The sequence below is a fragment of the Sphingosinicella humi genome (assembly GCF_003129465.1).
Lineage (GTDB): Bacteria > Pseudomonadota > Alphaproteobacteria > Sphingomonadales > Sphingomonadaceae > Allosphingosinicella > Allosphingosinicella humi.
The window spans coordinates 2347953-2368741 of the sequence record NZ_QFFF01000001.1 but is presented as its reverse complement, the minus strand read 5'-3'; the positions used below and the strand labels follow the sequence as shown (position 1 = coordinate 2368741).

The following is a 20789-nucleotide window of genomic DNA, read 5'->3' as shown; positions in this document are numbered from 1 at the left end:
GCAACGACACGGACCGCCTTCGACATTCCGCCCGGCCTCCTGCTGCCGGCCTCTCAGTCGAGCTGGGACGAGAGCGCCGCTGTCGATCCCATGGTGCTGCCCGTAACGGCGCAGGTTTCGACCGAGGCGCCGCCGGCCGGCACCAGCGCCGACGACCCGCTGCTCGACGGCCGTCGCCGCCCCGGCGTCCCGCAGCGCGAGCTTCCGCCGGAGGTGACGCAGACCAATGAGGGTGCCCTCCGCTCCCCGCCGCCGGAAGCCTTTCCGACGGACCAGATCCCGGTGCCGGACCGCTGGCGCCTGATCGAGACGCTCGGCATCGTCAAGGAACGCTGGTGGGACCCCTATCACCAGAATACGCTGAAGGGCGATCGTCCGCTTTGCATCCCGACCGAGGCGGAGCAGGCGCGGCGGCGGGAGGCCGGGCTCCCCAAATGCAGGACGCCCAAATTCCTCGGCCTCCAAGGTGACGACTGGTTCTTCGTCGTCAACGCCATTTCCGACACGGTGGTGGAGCCGCGCACCTTCCCCATCCCCGTCGGCGTCCAGACGACCGATCGGCCGGGCAGCATCGACGTCTTCGGCAAGAATGACAGCCTCGTCCTGGCCCAGACCTTCATCGGCAGCGTGTCGCTGATCAAGGGTTCGACCGCCTACAAGCCGCCGGACGTCGAATACCGGCTGACGCTCGCCTACAACGTCAACTATGTCGACGTGTCCGAGCGGCGCGTGCTGTTCGTCGAGCCGAGCAAGGGCACCGATCGCCTGGACCATTTCCTGGGCGTGCAGGAAGCCTTCGTCGACTATCACATCCGCAACGTCTCGGATCGCTACGACTTCGATTCCCTGCGCGCCGGCATCCAGCCTTTCCAGTCCGATTTCCGGGGCTTCCTGTTCAACGACCAGCAGCTCGGCTTCCGCCTGTTCGGCAACCGCGACAATAATCGCTGGCAGTATAATCTCGCCGGCTTCTGGCGGCTGGAAAAGGATACCAACAGCGGCCTCAACGATGTGACGCAGACGCCGCGCGACGACTGGGTCGTCACCGCCAATGTCTACCGTCAGGACTTTCCCTTCGTCGGCCTCACCAGCCAGCTCAGCCTCACTTGGAACGCGAACCGCGAGAAGGGCGAGATCGAGGTCGACGACAATGGCTTCCCCGTCCGCCCGGCGCTGATCGGGAACCTGCGGGCGCGCGACTATGACGTCTTCTATCTGGGCTATGCCGCCGACGGGCGGATCGGTCGCATCAACCTCTCGGCGCAGGCCTATGGCGCCTTCGGCCGCGACCGGGACAGCATCTTCACCGGCGAGGAATCCGATATCCGCGCCTGGTTCTTCGCCGCCGAGCCGAGCTACGACTATAACTGGCTCCGCTTCCGCGGCTCCTTCCTCTACGCCAGCGGCGACAGCGACCCCCATAACGGGACCGAAGCGGGCTTCGACACGATCTTCGAAAACCCGATCTTCGCCGGCGCCGACACCAGCTACTGGATCCGCCAGACCATTCCCTTCGCCGGCGGCGGCCGCGCCGTCTCGATCAACGGTCGCAACGGCATTTTGAATTCGCTCCGTTCCTCCAAGGAGCAGGGCCAGTCGAATTTCAACAATCCCGGCACGATCCTCGCCGGCGTCGGCGTCGACGCGGACTTGACCCCCGAATTCCGCATCAGCGCCAACGCCAATCACCTCTGGTTCGAGGACACGGCCGTCCTCAAGGAGCTGCGCAACGAAGGCAGCATCGCCAAGGACATCGGCTTCGACCTCTCCGTCGCCACCATCTGGCGGCCGAAGATGACCCAGAACATCGTGCTTCGGGCCTCGGCGGCGGCGCTCGTCCCCGGCGACGGCTTCAAGGACCTCTTCGCCAACAGCGACCGCGACGATGTCTATTATTCGGTCCTGTTCAACGCGGTGCTGACCTTCTGATGCGTCGGCTGTCCACCTTCTTCCGTCATTCCCGCGAAAGCGGGAATCCCGCTTCTTCTCTCTTTGCAGCTTGGATGAAGAAAAGCGGGATCCCCGCTTTCGCGGGGATGACGGTTGTGATGGCTACTCTCGCAGCCCCCCTAATCGCTGCCGAGACAGAAAAGCCCGTCGAGCGCGACTACAGCCTCGTCCGGGCCGAGCCGGCGCCGCGCACGCAGGAATGGGACATGGCCGACGCGAAGAGCGCCGGCTGCGTCAGCTGCCACACGGCGAGCGACGCCAAGACCATGCACAAATCGCCCGCGGTCGTGCTCGGCTGCACCGACTGCCATGGCGGCAATGCGAGCGTCTTCGCCACCGACGTCTCGAACCACAACGCCCCCGCCTATGTCGCGGCGCGCAACCAGGCGCATGTGCTCCCGAAATATCCCGAAAGCTGGCACTGGCCGTCGAGCGCCAACCCGACGCGTAGCTACACTTTGCTGAACCGCGAGGCGCCGGAATATATCCGCTTCGTCAACCCGTCCGACTATCGCGTGGCCCGCGAAAGCTGCGGGGCCTGCCATATCGAAGTGATCGAGGCCGCCGAACGATCGCTGATGGCGACCGGCGCGATGTTCATGGGCGGCGCGGCCTACAATAACGGCATCGCGCCGATGAAGAATTACATCTTCGGAGAGGCTTACACCCGCACCGGCGAGCCGGCGAAGATCGTCTCGCCGACCGGCCCGGACGGCACGCTCAGCGAAAAGCAGCAAGCGCGCGGTGTGCTCGCCGAGCTCTACCCCCTCCCCACCTGGCATGTCATTCCGCCGGCCGACATCTTTCGCGTCTTCGAGCGCGGCGGCCGGACCATCAATACGCAGTTCCCGGAGATCGGCCTCCCCTCGCCCACCGGCTCCATCCAGCGCCTCGAGGAATCAGGCCGGCCCGACATCCGCCAGTCGAACCGCGGCCCCGGCACCGGGCTCCGCGTCGCCATCCCCATCCTCAACATCCACAAGACGCGCCTCAACGACCCGTTCATGTGGTTCATGGGGACCAACGATCAGCCCGGCGACTATCGTCAGTCGGGCTGCGCCGGCTGCCATGTCGTCTACGCCAACGACCGCGAGCCGCGGCACAGCCTGCTTTATGCGAAATATGGCCGCGACGGTCAGACGGCGACGGTGGATCCCACCATCGCGCGCCAGATGGAAGAGGGACACGGTGAAGGCGAACGTGAGACAATTATTAGTGAATGGACACGCCGTCCGGGAGAACTAGCTCAGCATACGCGCTTGGACGTAGTCACGACGACGAAGGAGAAGGGCCATCCGATCCGGCACGTCTTCACCCGCGCCATCCCGACCGCGCAGTGCATGAATTGCCACATGCACCAGCCCAACATCTTCCTGAACAGCTATCTCGGCTACACCATGTGGGACTATGAGTCCGACGCGCCGTTGATGTGGCCTGAGAAGCAGAAATATCCGACCGCCGAAGAGGTCCACAAGACGCTGGAGCGCAACCCGGAGGGCGCCGGCCCTCGCGGCAAATGGTCCGACCTCGATTTCCTCCGCAACGTCTATGACGACGTCAATCCCAAGGCGAAGCATACGCAGTTCGCCGACTATCACGGCCACGGCTGGAACTTCCGCGCCGTCTTCAAGCGCGACCGCGAGGGCAACCTGCTCGACGCCGACGGCAACATCGTCCCGCCCGACGATCCCGAGAAATTCCGCCGCGCGGGCGAAGGCGAGTTCGTCGAGCCGGGCGTCAATCCCGGCAAGGCCGTCCACATGATGGATATCCATGCCGAAAAGGGCATGCAGTGCGCCGACTGTCACTTCAGCCAGGACAGCCACGGCACCGGCTTCATCTATGGCGAAGTCGCCAACGCGATCGAGATCGCCTGCAAGGACTGCCACGGCACGGCCAAGGACTATCCGACGCTCCTCACCTCGGGCCCGGCCGCGCCGCCCAAGGGCAACAATCTCGCCCTCATCCGCAACGAGGACGGCCGCCGCCGCTTCGAGTGGATGGAGAGCGACGACGGCCGCCGCGTACTCATCCAGCGTTCGATCGTCGATCCCGAACTCGAATGGGAAGTGAGCCTGGTGAAGGACAGCGTCGACCGCGACCACCCGAGCTTCAACATGAAGTCGGCGCGGGCGAAGCTGATGTCGAAAGCCGGGGCGGAGACGGGCCAGTTCACCTTCGGAACGGGCGTCGCCGACACCGATCTCGCCCACAAGCCGGACGAGATGGCCTGCTTCACCTGCCATTTGAGCTGGACCACGTCGTGCGGCGGCTGCCACCTTCCGATCGAGGCCAACTGGAAGACCTCCAGCCACAAATATGACGGCATCGAGACCCGCAACTTCGCGACCTACAATCCGCAGGTCGCGCGCGACCAGATGTTCCAGCTCGGCGTCCACCAGACGACGAAGGGCAATATCGTCGCCCCGGTCCGCTCGAGCTCGGCGCTGGTCCTCTCCTCGACCAACCTCAACCGCGAGCGCATCTACATCCAGCAGCCGCCGATCAGCGCCATCGGCTTCTCATCCCAGGCTTTCGCGCCCCATTTCCCGCACACTGTCCGCAAGACCGAGACCAAGACCTGCTCCGACTGCCATCTGAGCGAGGCCAACGACAACAACGCCATCATGGCGCAGCTGCTGCTCCAGGGGACCAATTTCGTGAACTTCGTCGGGCTTCACGCCTGGGTCGGGCTGGAGGACGGTTTCGAGGCGGTCCGCGTCACCGAATGGGAGGAGCCGCAGGCGGTGCTGGGCTCCTACCTCCACCGCTACGCCTATCCCGACTATTGGCGCCTCCACGTCGAGCGCAACGGCCGCGAGCTCATCGAATGGACCCGGGGCAAGACGTTCGACAGCAAGCTCAGCGGCGAAACCCAGGCGCTGGAGCAGTTCGCCAATGTCGTCCAGGGCACGGACGGCGCCGTCCGCTGCCTGCAGCTGCGCGGGGAATATATGTTCGTCGCCGAGGGCAAGGGCGGCTTCCGCGTCTACGACGTCGCCTCGATCGGCAACAAGGGCCTGTCGGAGCGTATCGTCACCGCGCCCTTCTCGCCGCTCGGCCATGATGCTCGTGTGAAGACGAAGAACGCGACCTGCATGGCGCTCCCCACCAACCAGTCGATCGCGCCCGAACGCAACACGCCGGCGATGCGCGAGGCGAACCAGGAGCAGCCCTTCCACCCGATCTACAATTATGCCGTCGTCACCGATGCCGACGAGGGGCTGATCCTGGTCGACGTCAACACCTTCGCGGACGGCGAGCCGCGCAACAACGATCTGAAGCGCGCCGTCACCTGGAACGAGGGCGGCGTCCTCACCGACGCCCGCCACGTCACGTTGGCGGGTCATTATGCCTACATTACCGCCGCGGCGGGGCTGGTGGTCGTCGACCTCGACGATCCGCTCCGTCCGCGCCACGTCGCCACCGTACCACTCCGCGACGCGCGCTCGTCGGCCCTCCAGTTCCGCTATCTCTGGGTCACCGACGCCGAGGGCCTCAAGCTGATCGACGTGACCCGCATGGATCAGCCTAGCCTCATCCCGGAGGCGACGGTGCCTCTGGCCGATGCCCACGGCCTCTACGTCGCGCGCACCTACGCCTATGTCGCGGGCGGCCCCGAGGGCCTGGTGATCGTCAACGTCACCAATCCGGAACGGCCGAGCCTCTATCAGAAGGTGACGCTCGACGGGCGCATGAACGACGTTCGGGACGTGATCGTTGGCTCCACCAATGCCTCGCTCTTCGCCTATGTCGCGGACGGGCGGAACGGCCTCAAGGTCCTCCAACTCACCTCGCCCGACAGCCAACCCAATTTCTACGGCTTCTCACCCGCGCCCAAACCTGAGCTGATCGCCTGGGCCCGCACGCCCGCGCCCGCCCTCGGCCTTTCCAAGGGTTTGGACCGAGATCGCGCGGTGGACGAAACCGGCGGCCAGATCGCCGTCTTCGGCCGCCTCGGCTCCCGCCCCTTCAACCGCGCCGAGATGGAGCGCCTGTTCCTGAACCGACGGGGTTTCGTCTACCGGGTCAGCGACACCGGCACCTTCGCGGACTGGGTGCAGTAAATCCTCCCTAGCTTTTGCTGGGGAGGGGGATCATGCGGAGCATGGTAACGGCGCCGAGAGGGGGATGGCTCGTCGGACGCGCCAGTCTCGTTCGGGTTTCGGTTGGGGCGCGAACCGCGCCACCCTCAGGGCAGTCACCCCTCCACCACCCTTCGGGTGGTCCCCCTCCCCACGAATCGTGGGGAGGAATTAGGCGTCCTTCCTCTCCGCCACGAGCATCTGCACCAGCGGCTGAAGGGCCGGTTCGTAACGGGCGAGGACGGTGTGGTCCTCGGCGGTGTCGTAGTGGGAGATGAGCCCCTCGCCGTTCCAATAATGGAGGGCGTAGCCCGGTGGATCGGCCACGATCATCGGGCGACCGTCCGGCTTGTCGGGATCGATTTCAGCCAGATCGAGCGCCACCTGCGGCGCCGTCGAGGGACAGACGGCGAGCGTCGTCCCCGCCCATTGGGTGGTGATCGCGCGGTGGAGATGGCCGGTCAGCATGGCGACGATGTTGGGATGACCTTCGACGATCGAGCGAAGACGCCGCACCCACTCCGCCTCCGGATTTTCGGTCATCCAGCTGAGGCCCGTCTCGATCGGCGGGTGATGGAGGACGAGGATGGTCGGCCGCTCCGGCTGCTCGGCAAGCCGCGCCTTCAGCCAGGCGCCGCGCGTCTCGCAATAGCCGCCGCCGTGCCGCCCTTCCTCCAGCGTGTCGAGCATCAGGATGCGGACCGGGAATTCCTCGATCACATATTGGATGAAGCCGTCGGCCGAGGGCACGTGCGGGAAATATTTAAGGAAAGCCGCACGGTCGTCGTGATTGCCCATGCAGAACCAGACGGGAAAGGGACAGGCGGCCAGCGCGCTCTTGAGGCGGCGATAGGAGACCTCGTCGTCTCCGCTGTCGGACAGGTCGCCGGTGGCGAGCAGCAGGTCGGGCTGCGGCGTCATCGCGCACAGCGCCCTCAGCGTCCGATCGAGGCGCTTCCTGTTGAACTCGGCGGGATTGTTCGGCTCGAAGCCCAGATGGATGTCGGTAATCTGCGCTATCAGCATCGGCGGCCTATCGTCTTTCGGCGGCGGCGGCGCGCCGCAGCTTGGCGGTATCGGCTATAACCGTATCTTTCTTCTTACCGCGCACCCGCTCCCTGATCAGCATGGAAGGCGCGCCTTCGTCCATATGATAATCGTGGCACATGGCGCAGCTCGACGGCACCTCGGCGCGGGCGCTTTCACCGCCATGGCATTCGCGGCAGCTGGCGAGATCGGGCAGCAGCAGGTCGCTGGCCGCGGCCGACTTCTCCGCCAGATGGCAGCTGGCGCAGTCCTCCGTCTGGTGCGCGCGATGATCGAACCAGCCCTTCTGCATATAGCGCATCGGGAAGGCGACCGGCCGGATATCGAAGGCAAGCGATCCCGGCGGCGGTGCGACCACCTGGTGACAATCGTAACAGGCGCCGCCGGGCGAGAAGGTCGCCCGGATCGCCTGCGCCGCACTCACCGAACCTGCCGGAGCGCCATGGAGGCCGGGCCGGCGCCGGTCCGCACCGTTCCATGAACCGCCCGAGCGGCCGCCATAGAGGGTGCGGAGGTCGGCGATGACCTGTTGCGGCTCTCCATGCCGCAGGGTGCGGACGGTCCCGCCCACCCGATCGAAGGCGAGGCTGTGGCACATGCCGCAATCCTCCTCCATGTTGATCGGCTGGAAGCGGACGCCGTCGGGCGTCGGCACGTGGCAGTCCTTGCATTCGAGCGCCTGACCGAAGCCGAACTCGCCGTCCAGCCGCCGCGCCATCTGAGGCACCCCGCCGGTCTTCGACAAATGCAGGTCGTGCGGGAATTTTAGGTTGCTGTCCTCGCGCGGCTTCTGCGCGAGGGACACGCGCCTCACGACCGGCCGGTCGGCGTCCCAGTTGGTGATGAGCGCCGGCTGGAACTCCGGATGGGCGGTGCCGAAATCGCCGGCATTGGCGAGCTTTGTGTCGGGCAGGCGATCCTCCAGCGTGGCATGGCAATCGCTGCAGAAGCGCTGCGCGGTCGCCGGCATCCGCGTCGCGCCTTCATGCTCGGTATGGCACTCGACGCAGCGGCCCGGCGGGATGTCGAACGTCTCCTTGAAGGCGAGCTCGACCTTGCCCCAGGTGGTGAGGTCCGGCTGAGCGCGCGCCAGGCGGAACGGGTCGGCATGGTCGTGAATGCCGGTATGGCAGTTCTTGCAGGCGGCGTCCCGCACGGCCTCGAACGCTTTCACATGGCAGGCCTGGCAGTCATTCTCGAGAGCCGTATGGGCGAGCGACAGCTTGCCGCTCGACCACATCTGGTCGGCGTGAAAGCGCTGCACCGCCTCCGTTTCCTGCTGGCGGTCGAAATAGCCCTTGATCGGCCAGGCAAGGAAGAGAGCGAGGACGAGCGCGATCAGCCCCCAGGCCGCCGCCCGCTTGCTCGGCATGACCGAAGCCAGCGAGAACATCCGCTCGGCGGATCGCGACTTGCCGCCGCCGACCTCCCCCACCCGCTCAATGTCGATCGCGATCTCGTCGGCATCCGCCGGGGCGGCGGCTATTCGAATGAGGTGGCTGGCGATGCGGATCTCGCCGCCGGCCGCCACCTCAATGACGCCGGCCTGGGTCTTGCGTCCGTTCAGCTCGACATAGAGCCCCTTCTCGCTCGTCAGCCTGAGGCGCTCGCCCGTCCGCTCGACCGTCGCATGGTGAAGCGCGACGGCAAGATCGGTGAGGTGGATATTGCATTCGGGGCTGCGGCCGATGGTCAGCCGGTCCGCCTCGACGCGCGAGGGGCGGACGATCTCGCGGCCTTCGGCGCTGTGCGAAATCTGGCGGAGGAGGAAGGTCATAGCGCCCCGCTCACCAGTAGAAGAAGACGCTGAGGATGTGGGCGCTGAGCGCCGCGATCAGGGCGAAGGTGATGGGCACATGGATGTAGAGCCAGACCTCCAGCATCGCGCGGAGCTTCAGCTGCCGCCGGATGCGTGAGAGGGCGGCGAGCTTGCGCTCCAGCAGGTCCGTCACCGTCTCGAGTGCCTCCGCTTCCCGGCCGGAGGACACGGCCAGTCGATCCTGGAGCTCGCGCAGCGCCCGCGCGGTGCCGCAGCGCGGATAACGGCCCGACAGGCGCCGAATAAGGCCGCCGCCGAAGACGTCATCGTCCAGCGAGAGAGTGACGATCTCGGTATCGTCCACCGTAAGCGGCTGCGCCGCCGTGCGAAGCTGCCGATCGAGCTTGGCGACGGCGTCGATCATCTGCGGCTTGGTCATTTCCGCGCGATTGTCGCTGAGCGCCTGCGGCAGCGTCGCGTAGACGGAGATCCCGTAGATGCCCGACGCGATGACCAGCATCATCAGCGCGTAGGCGAGCGTATGGACGTTCCAGCCGAACTGGAATCCGGTGTGGAGCGTCGCGACGACGATCAGCGACAAGCCCAGATAGACGTGGGCCGACGTCCAGGCCTTCAGCGACCAGCGTCCCCGCGTCATCGCCCGCTTGCGCAGGCCCAGCAGGGTCAGCCACAGGATCAGCAGCGCCCCGATCGTGCCGAGCGTATAGCCGAGCCAGCTGCCGCCATTGTGGCGCGGCTGAACGTCGGTGAAGGCGTAGACGAGGAGGCTCAGCAGCGAGAGCCCCAGCGCGATCTTCAGCCAGCGGAATCGCTTATGGCGGAGAAAGCCCTCATGGCTCGCCCCCTCCTTCAGCTCCGTCCGCGATATCCCCCTGCTCGCCATGATCTAGGGCACGACCCCCCTCGCCCTTTCCTTCGTCATCCCGGACTTGATCCTGGATCCAGGAACGCCGCCTGCGAAACATGTGTGCCGCCGGTGTTCTTGGGTTCCGGCTTTCGCCGGAATGACGAATGTAGGCATCTCACTCCCCCAGCCTCGCGACCGAGAGGAACTGCTCGGGCGCGACGCGGATGGCGGCGCCGGTCGGGCACGCGCGCACGCAGGCCGGGCCGCCCGAAATCCCCGCGCACATGTCGCACTTGATGGCCTTCTTGGGCGTCTCCGGCGAAACCCGCGCCTCGGTCCACTTTTTGGGCGGCTCGCCCGGGCCGGGCCCAAGGCCGGCGATCAGCCAGGCGAGCAGGTTTGGCTTCTTTGGCGGAACCTTGTCCATGCGGATGACGCCATAGGGGCAGTTCCGCTGGCAGTTGCCGCAGCCGATGCAGCTGTCGTCGATGAAAACCTCGCCGTCCGGCCCGCGGTGGATCGCATTGGGCGGGCAGTCGGCCATGCAGTGCGGATGCTCGCAGTGGCGACAAGAGGTCGGCACATGAAGGTGCGCGTAGGTCTTGCCCGCCTCGCGGTTGAGCCGGCTGAGACCCTCATGGCTGTCCGCGCACGCCTTCTCGCAATTGTCGCAGCCGACGCAGAGATTCTCGTCGATGAGGAGGACGTCAGTGGCCTCGCCGATGCCGTTCTCGACCAGGAAGTTGGCGACCGAGCTGTACATGTCGACCACGCCTTCGAAGCCGTCCTTCTTGGATTCGACGAAGCTGGTAAGCGCCTTGCGCGAGGCCATGTCGGTCTCGGCCTTGATCTTGAGCTGCGGCTTCTTCGCCAGCAGGCGGCGGAAGGCGTCGCCGTCGAGCTTGATCACCTCCGACTTGATCGCCGCGCGCACCGTGGCCGTGCGGCGGCCGCCGTCGATCAGCGCCATCTCGCCGACATAGGAGCCGGCGGGGAGATAGGAGAGGAAGACCGGCTTCCCGCCAATCGACTTCTCGACCACCATCGAGCCCTGGCGGATGACGTAGATGTCGTAGCCTTCCTCGCCTTCGGTGATGATCGCCTCGCCGGCACGCACCCGCTTGATCTCGGCCGTCTCGAGCACTTCCGCGAGGTCGTCCGCGGTCAGGCCCGAGCCGAACATCTGCAGAAGCTGCCGCTCCGTCGAGATGCGGGTGATGGCGCGCTTGGCGGCCGGGACGGTCGCCATCAGCTTCAGCGCCGCCGTGCGGGAGACTTCGACCAGGATCGAATCTTCGGCCGTGCGGATGGTGGCGCCGCGGCGGCGGCCGGAGATGAGACCGACCTCCCCGAATATGGAACCTTTCCCGATCGGGACGGTGATCGACGGGTCCTTCGGATTGACCTCGACCAACACCGAGCCGTCGGCGATGGTGAAGAGCGACGAACCGGGCTCGTTCCGCTCGAACACGACCGTTCCGGCGGGATAATAGCGGACCTCGCTGTCGAGCATAAACTCGCGCATCTGAAGCGGCGAAAGCTCATTGAGGATGGTGACGTTGGCGCGCAGGAACTCCAGCCATTCGTCGACCGGCCGGCGGCCCGGCAGGCCCCTGAACTTGGCCTCCAGGATCGGCTCGTCGGCGGGTTTCAGCTCGCGGTTGCCGTTGATGAACTCGACGACGTCATAGCCCTGGTTCATGCAGTGCTTGATCAGCGGATAGCCGGCCAGCGCGCCGATGACGTAGATGCCCGGCTCGGTGCTCTCGAAGCTGGGCGACAGCTTCGGAAAGGCCTCGCGATCCTCGCTGGTGAATTCGATGCCGCAACCTTCGACGAAGGCGCGCGGCGCCGCGGAGCCCATGCGCGCGATAATGCGGTCGCAGCGGATCCTCTGCTCGCCGTCGCGGGTGTCGAGGACGAGCCAGCCCGGCTCCACCTTCGACGGCGTGGTCTCCGTCATCACGTTGATGCGGCCGCCGTCGCGCGCCTCCATCAGCAGCTTGACGTTGGCGCCCTTCGCCCGCGCGAAATCGGTGCCGCGATTGAGGATGGTGACGACATTGCCCTGTTCCGGGTCGGCGGCGAGGCCCAGCGCATTCTCGATCCCCGCATCGCCCGAGCCGATCACGGTGATATGCTCGTCCACATATTCGCCGGGATCGTCGAGCTGATACTGGATATGCGGCAGGTCGCCGCCCTCGCAGCGCATCTTGTTGGGATTGCCCTGGGTGCCGATGGCGAGGATGACGCTGCCCGCCTTGATCGCCTCGCCATTGGTCAGCGTGAGGGTGAAATCGCCCCTGTCGCCGGCGATCGCCTTCACCTCGGCGTTGAGCTTCACATTGATCTTGCGGCCCGCCGCCTGCGTGTCCCAGGTGCCCAGCACCTTCTCGCGCTTGCCGGCCTCGAAATCCATGTCCGAGCGCAGCACCAGCTGGCTCGGCGTCGCCATCACATGCTTGCCCTTCTGATATCTGTAGATGGTGTCGGAGAGATGGTCGGTCTTCTCCAGCAGCACGTGGCTGATGCCCAGTTCGGCCGCGCGCGCGGCGGCGCTGAGGCCGGCAGGCCCCGATCCGACAATGGCGATGTCGAATGCCGCGGTCATTTCACCCTCCCCTGGTCACCACGGCCGCAGCGACGTCCCAAGTCGCGCGAGAGAGTTGCCGCAGTGAACAGCCGCTTCATACTGTAGCAGCTTCAATGGTCCGCGCCAGACTTGACGGCGATTATTTTGAGAGTGACAGGTTCGACTTATGACCGCTTCTTCGTCCACAGGATCGCGCCCGCAGACGGCTACTATCGCCCTCGTCGCGGCCGGCATCATCGCCGCGGCTTCGGCTGGAGTTGCCATCTACCGGTCGGGCGACGGCGCCCCCAAGGAGGCCTCGCCCCACGGAAACGTCAGGCCGGACGAGCCGGTGGCGGATGTCCAGACGATGATCGCCGGCCTGGAGGCGCGGCTTCGCGAAGACCCCGACAATGCCGAGGGCTGGCGAATGCTTGGCTGGTCCTATTTCGAGATCGGCGATTTGATGCGTTCGGCCTCCGCCTATCGCCGCGCCGCCGAGATCGAACCCGACAAGGCGGAAAACTGGTCCTCGCTCGGCGAAGCGCTCCAGACCGCCAGCACCCAAGTCTCGCCGGAAGCCGCCGCGGCCTTCCGGCGCGCGCTGGCGATCGACCCGGCCGACCCGCGCGCCCGCTACTTCATCGCCGTCCAGAAGGACCTTCAGGGCCAGCATGCCGCCGCGATCGACGACTGGATCGCGCTGCTCAAGGACACGCCCGCGGGCGCGCCCTGGGAGGTGGATCTTCGCCGCACCATCCAGCTGGCGGCCGAGAAGCAGGATATCGACATCGCCGGCCGGATGCCGCCGCCTTCGGGAGGATCGACGGCCACCGCCGCGATCCCCGGCCCCACGCCCGAGCAGATGGCCGCCGCCTCCTCGATCCCGCCCAGCCAGCAGGACGCGATGGTGGAGGGCATGGTCGAGGGCCTCGCCCGGCGCCTGGAAGCGAACCCCAGGGATGCGGCCGGCTGGATAAGGCTGATGCGGTCCCGCATGGTCCTCGGCGAGACGGACGCCGCCTCGGACGCCCTTCGTTCGGCCCTGGCGGCCTTCGAGGGGGATGCCGCGACCACGGCCCAGCTCAACCGCGCCGCCGACGAGCTCGGCGTGCCGCGAGGAGGCTGACGCCTCTTCCCGGCCCTCCAACCGGACTTTGAAGGCCTCTTGCGCTGCCTGCGCAACCGCCTATGGCGGCGGCTATGACGCCGGAGTGGACCCCTTCGAGCTGGCGCGGCCATGACATTCGCCAACAGCCGACCTGGCCGGATCCAGAGGCCCTCGCGGCCGCCGCGCGAGAACTCGCCGCCTATCCGCCGCTCGTCGCGTTTTCCGAGGTGGACGCGCTCGGGGCCGCCCTCGCCGAGGCGCAGGCCGGGCGCGCCTTCCTCCTCCAGGGCGGCGACTGCGCCGAGAGCTTCGCCGAATTCTCCCCGGAGACCATCCGCTCCGGCCACAGCCTGATCGCCGCCATGGGCGCGCTCGTCGGCGCTGCGTCCGGCCTGCCCGTCATCCGCGTCGGCCGGATGGCGGGACAATTCGCCAAGCCGAGGACAGCCGACATGGAGGAGAAGGCGGGCGTGCGGCTGCCCGCTTATCGCGGCGACATCGTCAACGGCATCGCCTTCGACCCGGCGGCGCGCGTCCCCGCGCCCGAGCGCATGTTCCGCGCCTACAGCCAGGCGACGGCGACGCTCGCCCATCTGAGGGAGCTGGCGAGCAAAGCAGGTGAGCCCTTCTACACCAGCCACGAGGCGCTGCTGCTTCCCTTCGAGGAAGCGCTGGTGCGCCGCGACCCGGTGAGCGGCCGCTTCTATGGCGCGTCGGCCCATTTCCTCTGGATCGGCGACCGCACGCGCTTCCCGGGCTCCGCTCATGTCGAATTCGCGCGCGGCCTCGCCAATCCGATCGGCATCAAATGCGGGCCCTCGCTCGATGCCGACACCCTGCTGCGGCTCCTCGATACGCTCAATCCGGCCCGCGCGGCCGGTCGGATCACGCTCATCGCCCGGATGGGCCACGAGCCGATCGCTGCCGCGCTGCCGCCGCTGCTCCGGGCGGTGGCGAGCGAGGGTCATCCCGTCCTTTGGGCCTGCGATCCGATGCACGGCAACACGATCAAGGCCGCCAATGGCTACAAGACCCGCCCGATGGCCCGCATCCTGGCGGAGGTGCGCGCCTTCTTCGCGCTCTGCCCCGCCGAAGGCGCGCGCGCCGGGGGCATCCATATCGAGATGACCGGCCGGAACGTCACCGAATGCACCGGCGGCGCCGCCAAGCTCACCGAGCAGGACCTTTCCGACCGCTACCACACTCATTGCGACCCCAGGCTCAACGCCGCCCAGGCCATGGAGCTGGCTGAGCTGGTCGCCGACATGCTGAGGCGCCGCGCCGAGGATGCGGCGGCGGCCTAGCCACGAGCCGCTTGACAGACCCGCCCGCCGCCCCATATGCGCCGGACCTCGCCCACGCGACCAGCGTTGGCCCCTTCGTCTAGCGGTCTAGGACGTCGCCCTCTCACGGCGAAAACACGGGTTCGAGTCCCGTAGGGGTCACCAGCGGTTTCAAGCACTTAAGCCGTGACAACCTAAAGTTGTCGAATATCGGTCAAATAAACGCAGTCGGACGGCTCCACACAGTCCCTGCCATTCAATCGCAATAGTTCCACCCCAAATTTGGATCGCACCCCTTCACCTGGACGTAAGTGTCACGTGCCAGCTTGCCGAGAATCGTGTCACGTGGCGCCACGCTGGCGAGAAGGATCGTTCCGAATCCCACCGCACCATGTTTCGAAGGCTGGACATCTCACATCCGAAGTAGTTGCTTTAGGGTTGCAGTAATCAGCTCATCAGGGCTTGCATGGGTGAGTTCATGCGTCTTCCCAGGTTTATCGTCGCGACCGCCTACCTTTTCTCGATCCATCTCCTGCCCGCTGCTGCGCTCGCACAGGAAGCCTTGGCGCCGGAAGCACCTACGATCCCGCCATAACGACGATAAAGCATGTGTTTGGCTTCACCCGGTCGGCCCAATTCCCAAGCCCTCCGTGCTGGTCGGCAGCAGCCCGGCCAATCACGCCGCGCTCCATACACATGTCGAAAATCTCGGACGCCATTGTCGAGAACACGGGCTTCTGGCGGCGCGTGATGCGGTGCTCGGTGCCATCGCTGCGACCCTGACGCGTTCGTTGCAAATGCAGAGATCATGCGTCGCGCGCACTCGTCCCAAGAGCTGGCACGCTCCTGGCGAGGCGCAGCGCTCTTAGCGCTTGACTGTCGTCAGGCGAACGAGACCTTCGTCACCTTCGCCCGCTGCCGGCGGCGCCGAAGCGAATAACCGACCACTCCGAAGCCGAGTAGCATCAAGGCCCAGGTCGAGGGTTCCGGGATCGGTGAGACCGGCGAGACGGAAACCGTCCCCGCGAAGGACGCGCCGCCTCCTGAGGTGCCGTTCACCACCAGGTTATGAAGTCCACCCCCGATCGACGTTCGCGAGGCGAAACCGAACTCCGCCTGACCATGCGCTGTGGTTATCGCGAACAGGTTGAAAGGCGTCCCGTTGAGGAATGCAGACACGAAATTGATGTCGGTGATGGTGCTCACAGCGAACGTGCTCAACGTTGCGCCCACATGACTGGTCGTCGGGACGTTGAACGTGAATGTTGAAGTAAACGGCCCGGGCGCGCTTACCGTCTGACCGAAAAAGCCAGAAAAATCGCCACTGGGATGCGGAACGAGTATGACATCGGCTGCCTGCGCAGCGGGCGCGGCGGCGAATGACGAGAGGGCTACAAGGGTGATCGCAACGAGGCTTTTCATGCTATTCCTCCCTGCCTAGTTTCAAACCCCGCTCAAATCCTCCATCCGGTCTGAAGCGCCAGACCACCTTAAACGTCTTTTCCGCAACCCTCGGTGTTTACTAAATCGGACTTCGCCGGTCAACTAACACACTGAGTAAAAGTTCATATTATTGAGGCGAAACGCTCCCGTCTCAAGCCCGTTAGCAGGATGAAATGAAAGACAGAGACAGGGTCGTGCCGCGCATGTAAAAGGTGCGGGGGCGGCCTGATCCCGCTGGCCGCCTTGGAGCATGGGTCATGCGACTGGCCACGATCGAGGGAAGCCAAGGCGGAGTCGCACGTCGGGCGCGGCAAGCGCCGCCCTCGCCAGCACTCATATCGGGCGCGCTGCTGACCATCGGCATTCTGGGCCTGACACTCCCCACCTTGTTCAGCCTCGCCCAAACAAGCTGGCGAAGCGATCAGGGGGCACACGGCCCATTCGTCCTGTTCATCGCCCTATGGCTGTTCTGGCGAGCGGGGCCTCCCGCCTCAGCGAGGCCGGGCCCAGCCTCGCTCGGCGCGCTTGGGCTTGTGCCCGCCCTGATCCTCTACGCCCTTGGACGGAATTACGGGATCCTGATTTTCGAGACAGCCGGCCTCTATCTCTCGCTCATCGCCATTATCTTCCTCCGGTGGGGCCGAACCGGCCTGGGGCATTACTGGTTTCCAATCCTCTTCCTAGGCTTTCTCCTTCCCGTGCCGGAATCGTTCGTCGCCCAGGCGACCCAGCCGCTCAAGCTCTGGATCTCCGATTCCGTGGTCACTCTGCTGCATCAGCTCGGCTACCTGGTGGGACGGAGCGGGGTCTCTATTCAGGTGGCTCAATATAGCCTGTTGGTCGAGGATGCCTGCGCGGGGCTGAACTCCTTGCTGGGACTGACCGCCGTCGGCCTTCTCTATGTCCATCTCGCCCGAAATGCCGGGAGGCTTCACTCGGCGTTGCTGTGCGCGGCGATCATCCCCATCGCGATCGCGGCCAATTTCTTGAGGGTGGTCATACTGGTGCTGCTTACGGTCTATTCCGGAGACCGGGTCGCGCAGGGATTTTCGCATGATCTGGCCGGCATCACGATGTTCGCCATCGCGCTGGCCGGCATGTTCGCCGTCGATGCGGGGATCGCGGCCGTCCTGCCGAGGGATCGCCGTGAATAGGCCCGACCTCCTGGGCGCCAGGCTCGAAGCGGGCTCGGAACAGCCCGGTGCCGCCCGGGCGCTGGCCCGCCGCGACTTCATCATCGGCGCAGCCGCCCTGGGAACCGCGGCGCTCTCGAACCTCGGCCTGCGCGGCGCTCGCGCGGCTCCGATGGAGCGCGGCGGCCTCCAGAGCCTGATACCAGCGGCGATCGGCCCATGGTCCTACGCGGCAGATGAGGGCCTGGTGATGTCGCGGGAAAGCCCGCTGACCGAAAAGACCTATGACGACGTTCTGACCCGCGTCTATATCGCGCCGCAGCTTGCGCCACTCATGCTGCTCGTCGGCTATTCGAGCTCGCAGGACGACAGCGTGCAGTTGCACCGGCCGGAAAGCTGCTATCCGGCCGCAGGCTTCCGTCTTGAAGAGCGACCCTCCCGATCCGTCGCACTGCGCGACGGCCGTCGCATCGAGGCGAGGTGCCTGACGGCGACCGCTCCGGATCGCATCGAGCAGATCCTCTACTGGACTCGAGTTGGACGCGAGTTCCCCGTCACATATTTCTCGCAAAGGATCTCGGCGATCAGGCAAGACCTTGTCGGGCGGCGTCCGGACGGCGTGCTGGTCCGGATCTCCGCCATCGGCACGGAAGCCGTAGCCCCGCAGCTCGAGCGCTTCGCGAAGCTGCTTGCAAATAGCCCGTCCGGAAGGACCCGCGCGCTCGTCGCCGGCGCCGCCTAGCCTTGACGCCGGCGGCGACTAGCTCTGGGGAGGCGGCCGGAAGGGCCGGAGCGCGACGTGAATATAGCCGCCCGTCGCCACCAGCGCCGCGATCGCCGGCCAATGAAGTCCTTCATTGCCGAGCCAGTTGGCAAGAGCGAGACCCACGCCCGCGGCAAGATATTGCCACAGCGAATCCCTGGGAACGTCCAGTTCGGATGAGCGGTGCAGAAATAACACGACCAGCCCTGCAAAAGCGGAGATGCTGAGCCAGTCATAGATGGTCTCCATTCACCCTCCGTGATTTGCACGAGACACGAACAGGTATAGTATTCGGTCCCGTAGCGGGAGAGAAGGCATGCAGGTCAGATTCCGCCGCATTGCAATTACTACCCTTCTATTCTCCGCCATCGGCTGCAGTAATGCCGATCCCGAAGGCCAGGTCGTGGCGGTCGTCAATGGGACGGAGATAACCCAGTCGGAGCTGGACGAGGAACTCCGTGTCCGCAACCTGCCATCCACCTCGAACGCGCCCGAGCGCGCCGCGGTGCTCGATGAATTGATCGACCGGGAACTGCTGGCGCAGGAGGCGCGCCGGCGCGATCTCGACCGCACTCCGGCTTACCTCCTCGCTCTCAACCGTTTCGAACGAGAGAAGCTTGCCGAATTGCTCGCGCAGTCCATGGCCAGCTCACAGGAAGCGCCTTCTCCCGATCAGGTAGCGGCGTTCATCCGAGACAATCCCGGCTCCTTCCAGAATCGGGTTCTTCTCTCCGTGGACCAGATCCTGTTTCAGCGTCCGGCCGACCCGGCGGTCCTGCAAAAGCTTGGTGCCGCGTCGACGCTGGACGAGATCGACGCCATCCTCGAGCGTGCCCGGGTCCGCAAGGTGAGGCAGGTAGTGGCATGGGACTCGGCGGCTCTTTCCAAACCGCTTCTCGAACGGATTCGCCGCGTTCCCCAGGGCGAGCCGTTCGTTATCCCGCAATCCGATCCGCTGATCGCCGCCCGCGTGATCGCGACGATTCCGGCCGCCCTGCCCGAGGGAAGCGGGCGCGACCTCGCCTCTCAGAGAATCCTGCAGGACAATGCTATCGAGACCCTCGAGTTGCGCCTGCGCGGCCTGAGACGCGCAGCGGAAATCGAGTATCAGGAAGGCTTTGCCCCGGCAGCCAAATAGTCGGCAGCGGCCGATGCTCCATGAGCCGGGCGCAACCAAGGCCAATATACCCGATCGGAGCTATGCGAGAGTTGCAGATCTTGTGCTAAAATGCTGCCCTAAAACGCCTGACGAACCGGCAAACCGGCGCCCGGCCCTCACCGATTGGAGAGGTTCTGGACCAGATGCGGACAGGGGCGCGAACGGCAATCCTCCTGCAAATCCTTGCCGGCGCAGTTCTTCTAGCTGCCATGTCATTCGCCTATGGGCGCACGTTCATCTACCACGATTCCGGCACCTACTATTTGTACGGCGAGCATATCTACAGCGAGATCACGGCCGCGATTAATCAAAATCGCGCCCAGATCATTCCTCTGGGCCAGGTTGAGCAGGACTATGTAGGCGCCAGATCGCCCACATATAGTCTCATCTTTTTCATAGTTACGTCGAACCTGACGCTTTGGGGAGTGACAGCCCTGCAGGCGCTCGCATGCTCCTGGCTCCTCTTCGCTCTCTCCGGCCTGACATCGCCTCCGTTCAGAGTAGCTGCCTATTGGATCATGGTGGCGGTGCTGACGGCCGCAACTCCTCTCTCCTACTTCATATCCTTCGCCATGCCGGACATATTCGCCGGGATTGGGGTCTTGTGCCTGATCCTACTGCTCCTGCCCCGGGGTCAGTCGCGGGCCACCCGGATCGGAGCCTGGCTGCTTCTTGTCCTGTCGGCTTCATTCCATGCCACACATGTCGCCATTCTTGCGGCTGCCGGTCTCGTCGGCATCGCTGCGCTCGCCGTGAGCGGCTCGTGGAAGGGTTCGGACAAGTGGATCGCATCCGCGGCGCTGATCGGCGGGCTCATACTCGGCGCGTCGATAGGACCCGCATATCAGGCGGCTGAGAGAAGCCTGATCGGGCACCCGATCGGCGCTCCCCCGTTCGTGACGGCCCGAGTTCTCGCCGACGGCACCGGGGTCGACTATCTGAAAGAGGCGTGCCGGCAGCCCGACCGGTTTGCGCTATGCGATTACCAAATGCCTGAGGCGGTCGACGCGAGCAGCTTCCTCTGGGCACCGGCCGAGCAGGGCGGAGGCTACACCGCGGCCGATGCCTCTACACGCGCCCGCCTGCGAGCCGAGCAGACGGAATTCGTCCTTGGCACCTTCGCGTCCCGCCCGGTCGGGCAACTCTCGGCTTCGCTGCGGAACTGGGCGACCCAACTCGTCCAGATAGACGTGCTCGAGCCGATCATGGATCCCCGGACCCAGGAGAGCTTCCGCCTTTTCGAGATCGAGGGGAGCTTGCCAGGCGAGGCCTACGTCTTTCCCGCCGAGCCGGCACTGGAGGTAGTCCGCCGTCTCTTCCTCATCTTCAGCGCTTTCGGGTTGATTCTGATCTGGGTGGCGTCGCGGGCCGATCGCGTCGGAACCGAGGACCGCGCCGCGATCGCCACCATAATCGGCATCGTGTTGACGGCCGTTCTGGTGAACGCTGCCGTCTGCGGCGCGATGTCCGAACCCTGGCCGCGATATCAGGCCCGCATCATCTGGATTGTTCCCGCGGCCCTGCTGCTGCTGACCTTCAGGTTCGGCCCCAAGCTGCTGCGGGACAGGCTGCCGCTCGCCCGGACCGGGCTCATGCGATTGCGAACCGGAGGTTGA

The 20789-nt window shown here is 65.5% G+C and carries 14 protein-coding genes and 1 tRNA gene; 9 read left to right on the top strand and 6 right to left on the bottom strand.

All coding sequences use genetic code 11. From position 1 onward, the window contains the following. Positions 1-90: 90 nt before the first annotated feature. The gene (locus tag DF286_RS11735) at positions 91-1929 is read left to right on the top strand and encodes a hypothetical protein (RefSeq protein ID WP_243444878.1); all 1839 of its coding nucleotides are present in this window, start codon (positions 91-93) and stop codon (positions 1927-1929) included. A gap of 119 nt (positions 1930-2048) precedes the next feature. Further along, positions 2049-6017 (top strand): LVIVD repeat-containing protein, encoded by a 3969-nt coding sequence (locus tag DF286_RS11730; protein ID WP_243444813.1) that lies wholly within the window; start codon positions 2049-2051, stop codon positions 6015-6017. Between the two features lie 189 nt (positions 6018-6206). Here DF286_RS11730 and DF286_RS11725 read toward each other — a convergent pair whose 3' ends face one another. From DF286_RS11725 to DF286_RS11710, 4 genes are all read right to left on the bottom strand, one after another. Further along, a complete protein-coding gene (locus tag DF286_RS11725; protein WP_109271602.1) occupies positions 6207-7061 on the bottom strand; it encodes a phosphodiesterase in 855 nt (284 codons plus the stop codon). A 7-nt stretch (positions 7062-7068) separates the two neighbouring features. Beyond that, the gene (locus DF286_RS11720; RefSeq protein WP_109271601.1) at positions 7069-8859 is read right to left on the bottom strand and encodes a cytochrome c3 family protein; all 1791 of its coding nucleotides are present in this window, start codon (positions 8857-8859) and stop codon (positions 7069-7071) included. 10 nt (positions 8860-8869) lie between these two features. Beyond that, positions 8870-9745: a hypothetical protein gene (locus tag DF286_RS11715; RefSeq protein ID WP_109271600.1), complete on the bottom strand. Its 876-nt coding sequence runs from the start codon at positions 9743-9745 to the stop codon at positions 8870-8872. 139 nt (positions 9746-9884) lie between these two features. Further along, positions 9885-12320: a cyclic nucleotide-binding domain-containing protein gene (locus DF286_RS11710; RefSeq protein ID WP_109271599.1), complete on the bottom strand. Its 2436-nt coding sequence runs from the start codon at positions 12318-12320 to the stop codon at positions 9885-9887. A gap of 148 nt (positions 12321-12468) precedes the next feature. Between DF286_RS11710 and DF286_RS11705 the strand changes: the two genes are divergently transcribed. From DF286_RS11705 to DF286_RS11695, 3 genes are all read left to right on the top strand, one after another. Next, positions 12469-13410, top strand: coding sequence for a tetratricopeptide repeat protein (locus DF286_RS11705; RefSeq protein ID WP_109271598.1), 942 nt, complete (start codon positions 12469-12471; stop codon positions 13408-13410). Positions 13411-13484: 74 nt separating this feature from the next. Then, positions 13485-14696, top strand: coding sequence for a 3-deoxy-7-phosphoheptulonate synthase (locus tag DF286_RS11700; RefSeq protein WP_109271597.1), 1212 nt, complete (start codon positions 13485-13487; stop codon positions 14694-14696). Between the two features lie 68 nt (positions 14697-14764). Next, a tRNA-Glu gene (locus DF286_RS11695) sits at positions 14765-14840 on the top strand. Positions 14841-15557: 717 nt separating this feature from the next. Here the strand turns inward: DF286_RS11695 and DF286_RS11685 are convergent. Then, positions 15558-16097, bottom strand: coding sequence for an FxDxF family PEP-CTERM protein (locus tag DF286_RS11685; RefSeq protein WP_109271595.1), 540 nt, complete (start codon positions 16095-16097; stop codon positions 15558-15560). A gap of 278 nt (positions 16098-16375) precedes the next feature. On the opposite strand from DF286_RS11685, the gene xrt reads away from it, so the two are divergent. Then, on the top strand, positions 16376-17272 hold the full coding sequence (gene xrt, locus DF286_RS11680; RefSeq protein ID WP_109271594.1) for an exosortase: 897 nt from the start codon (positions 16376-16378) through the stop codon (positions 17270-17272). Continuing rightward, positions 17265-17993, top strand: coding sequence for an exosortase C-terminal domain/associated protein EpsI (locus DF286_RS11675; RefSeq protein ID WP_158274680.1), 729 nt, complete (start codon positions 17265-17267; stop codon positions 17991-17993). The genes xrt and DF286_RS11675 overlap by 8 nt, the downstream gene beginning before the upstream one ends. An 18-nt stretch (positions 17994-18011) precedes the next feature. On the opposite strand, the gene DF286_RS11670 is transcribed toward DF286_RS11675, so the two are convergent. Then, positions 18012-18263, bottom strand: a complete 252-nt coding sequence (locus DF286_RS11670) for an XrtV sorting system accessory protein (protein ID WP_109271592.1) — start codon at positions 18261-18263, stop codon at positions 18012-18014. A gap of 67 nt (positions 18264-18330) precedes the next feature. On the opposite strand from DF286_RS11670, the gene DF286_RS11665 reads away from it, so the two are divergent. Continuing rightward, positions 18331-19152 (top strand): SurA N-terminal domain-containing protein, encoded by an 822-nt coding sequence (locus DF286_RS11665; RefSeq protein WP_109271591.1) that lies wholly within the window; start codon positions 18331-18333, stop codon positions 19150-19152. Positions 19153-19382: 230 nt separating this feature from the next. Beyond that, on the top strand, positions 19383-20789 hold the full coding sequence (locus DF286_RS11660; RefSeq protein WP_146193610.1) for a hypothetical protein: 1407 nt from the start codon (positions 19383-19385) through the stop codon (positions 20787-20789).

What these genes read in the sequence shown, in the direction of transcription:
- DF286_RS11735 (WP_243444878.1), top strand. Translation starts at nt 91, where the DNA reads ATGGTGCTGCCCGTAACGGCGCAGGTTTCGACCGAGGCGCCGCCGGCC.
- DF286_RS11730 (WP_243444813.1), top strand. Translation starts at nt 2,049, where the DNA reads ATGGCTACTCTCGCAGCCCCCCTAATCGCTGCCGAGACAGAAAAGCCC.
- DF286_RS11725 (WP_109271602.1), bottom strand. Translation starts at nt 7,061, where the DNA reads ATGCTGATAGCGCAGATTACCGACATCCATCTGGGCTTCGAGCCGAAC.
- DF286_RS11720 (WP_109271601.1), bottom strand. Translation starts at nt 8,859, where the DNA reads ATGACCTTCCTCCTCCGCCAGATTTCGCACAGCGCCGAAGGCCGCGAG.
- DF286_RS11715 (WP_109271600.1), bottom strand. Translation starts at nt 9,745, where the DNA reads ATGGCGAGCAGGGGGATATCGCGGACGGAGCTGAAGGAGGGGGCGAGC.
- DF286_RS11710 (WP_109271599.1), bottom strand. Translation starts at nt 12,320, where the DNA reads ATGACCGCGGCATTCGACATCGCCATTGTCGGATCGGGGCCTGCCGGC.
- DF286_RS11705 (WP_109271598.1), top strand. Translation starts at nt 12,469, where the DNA reads ATGACCGCTTCTTCGTCCACAGGATCGCGCCCGCAGACGGCTACTATC.
- DF286_RS11700 (WP_109271597.1), top strand. Translation starts at nt 13,485, where the DNA reads ATGACGCCGGAGTGGACCCCTTCGAGCTGGCGCGGCCATGACATTCGC.
- DF286_RS11685 (WP_109271595.1), bottom strand. Translation starts at nt 16,097, where the DNA reads ATGAAAAGCCTCGTTGCGATCACCCTTGTAGCCCTCTCGTCATTCGCC.
- xrt (WP_109271594.1), top strand. Translation starts at nt 16,376, where the DNA reads ATGCGACTGGCCACGATCGAGGGAAGCCAAGGCGGAGTCGCACGTCGG.
- DF286_RS11670 (WP_109271592.1), bottom strand. Translation starts at nt 18,263, where the DNA reads ATGGAGACCATCTATGACTGGCTCAGCATCTCCGCTTTTGCAGGGCTG.
- DF286_RS11665 (WP_109271591.1), top strand. Translation starts at nt 18,331, where the DNA reads ATGCAGGTCAGATTCCGCCGCATTGCAATTACTACCCTTCTATTCTCC.
- DF286_RS11660 (WP_146193610.1), top strand. Translation starts at nt 19,383, where the DNA reads ATGTCATTCGCCTATGGGCGCACGTTCATCTACCACGATTCCGGCACC.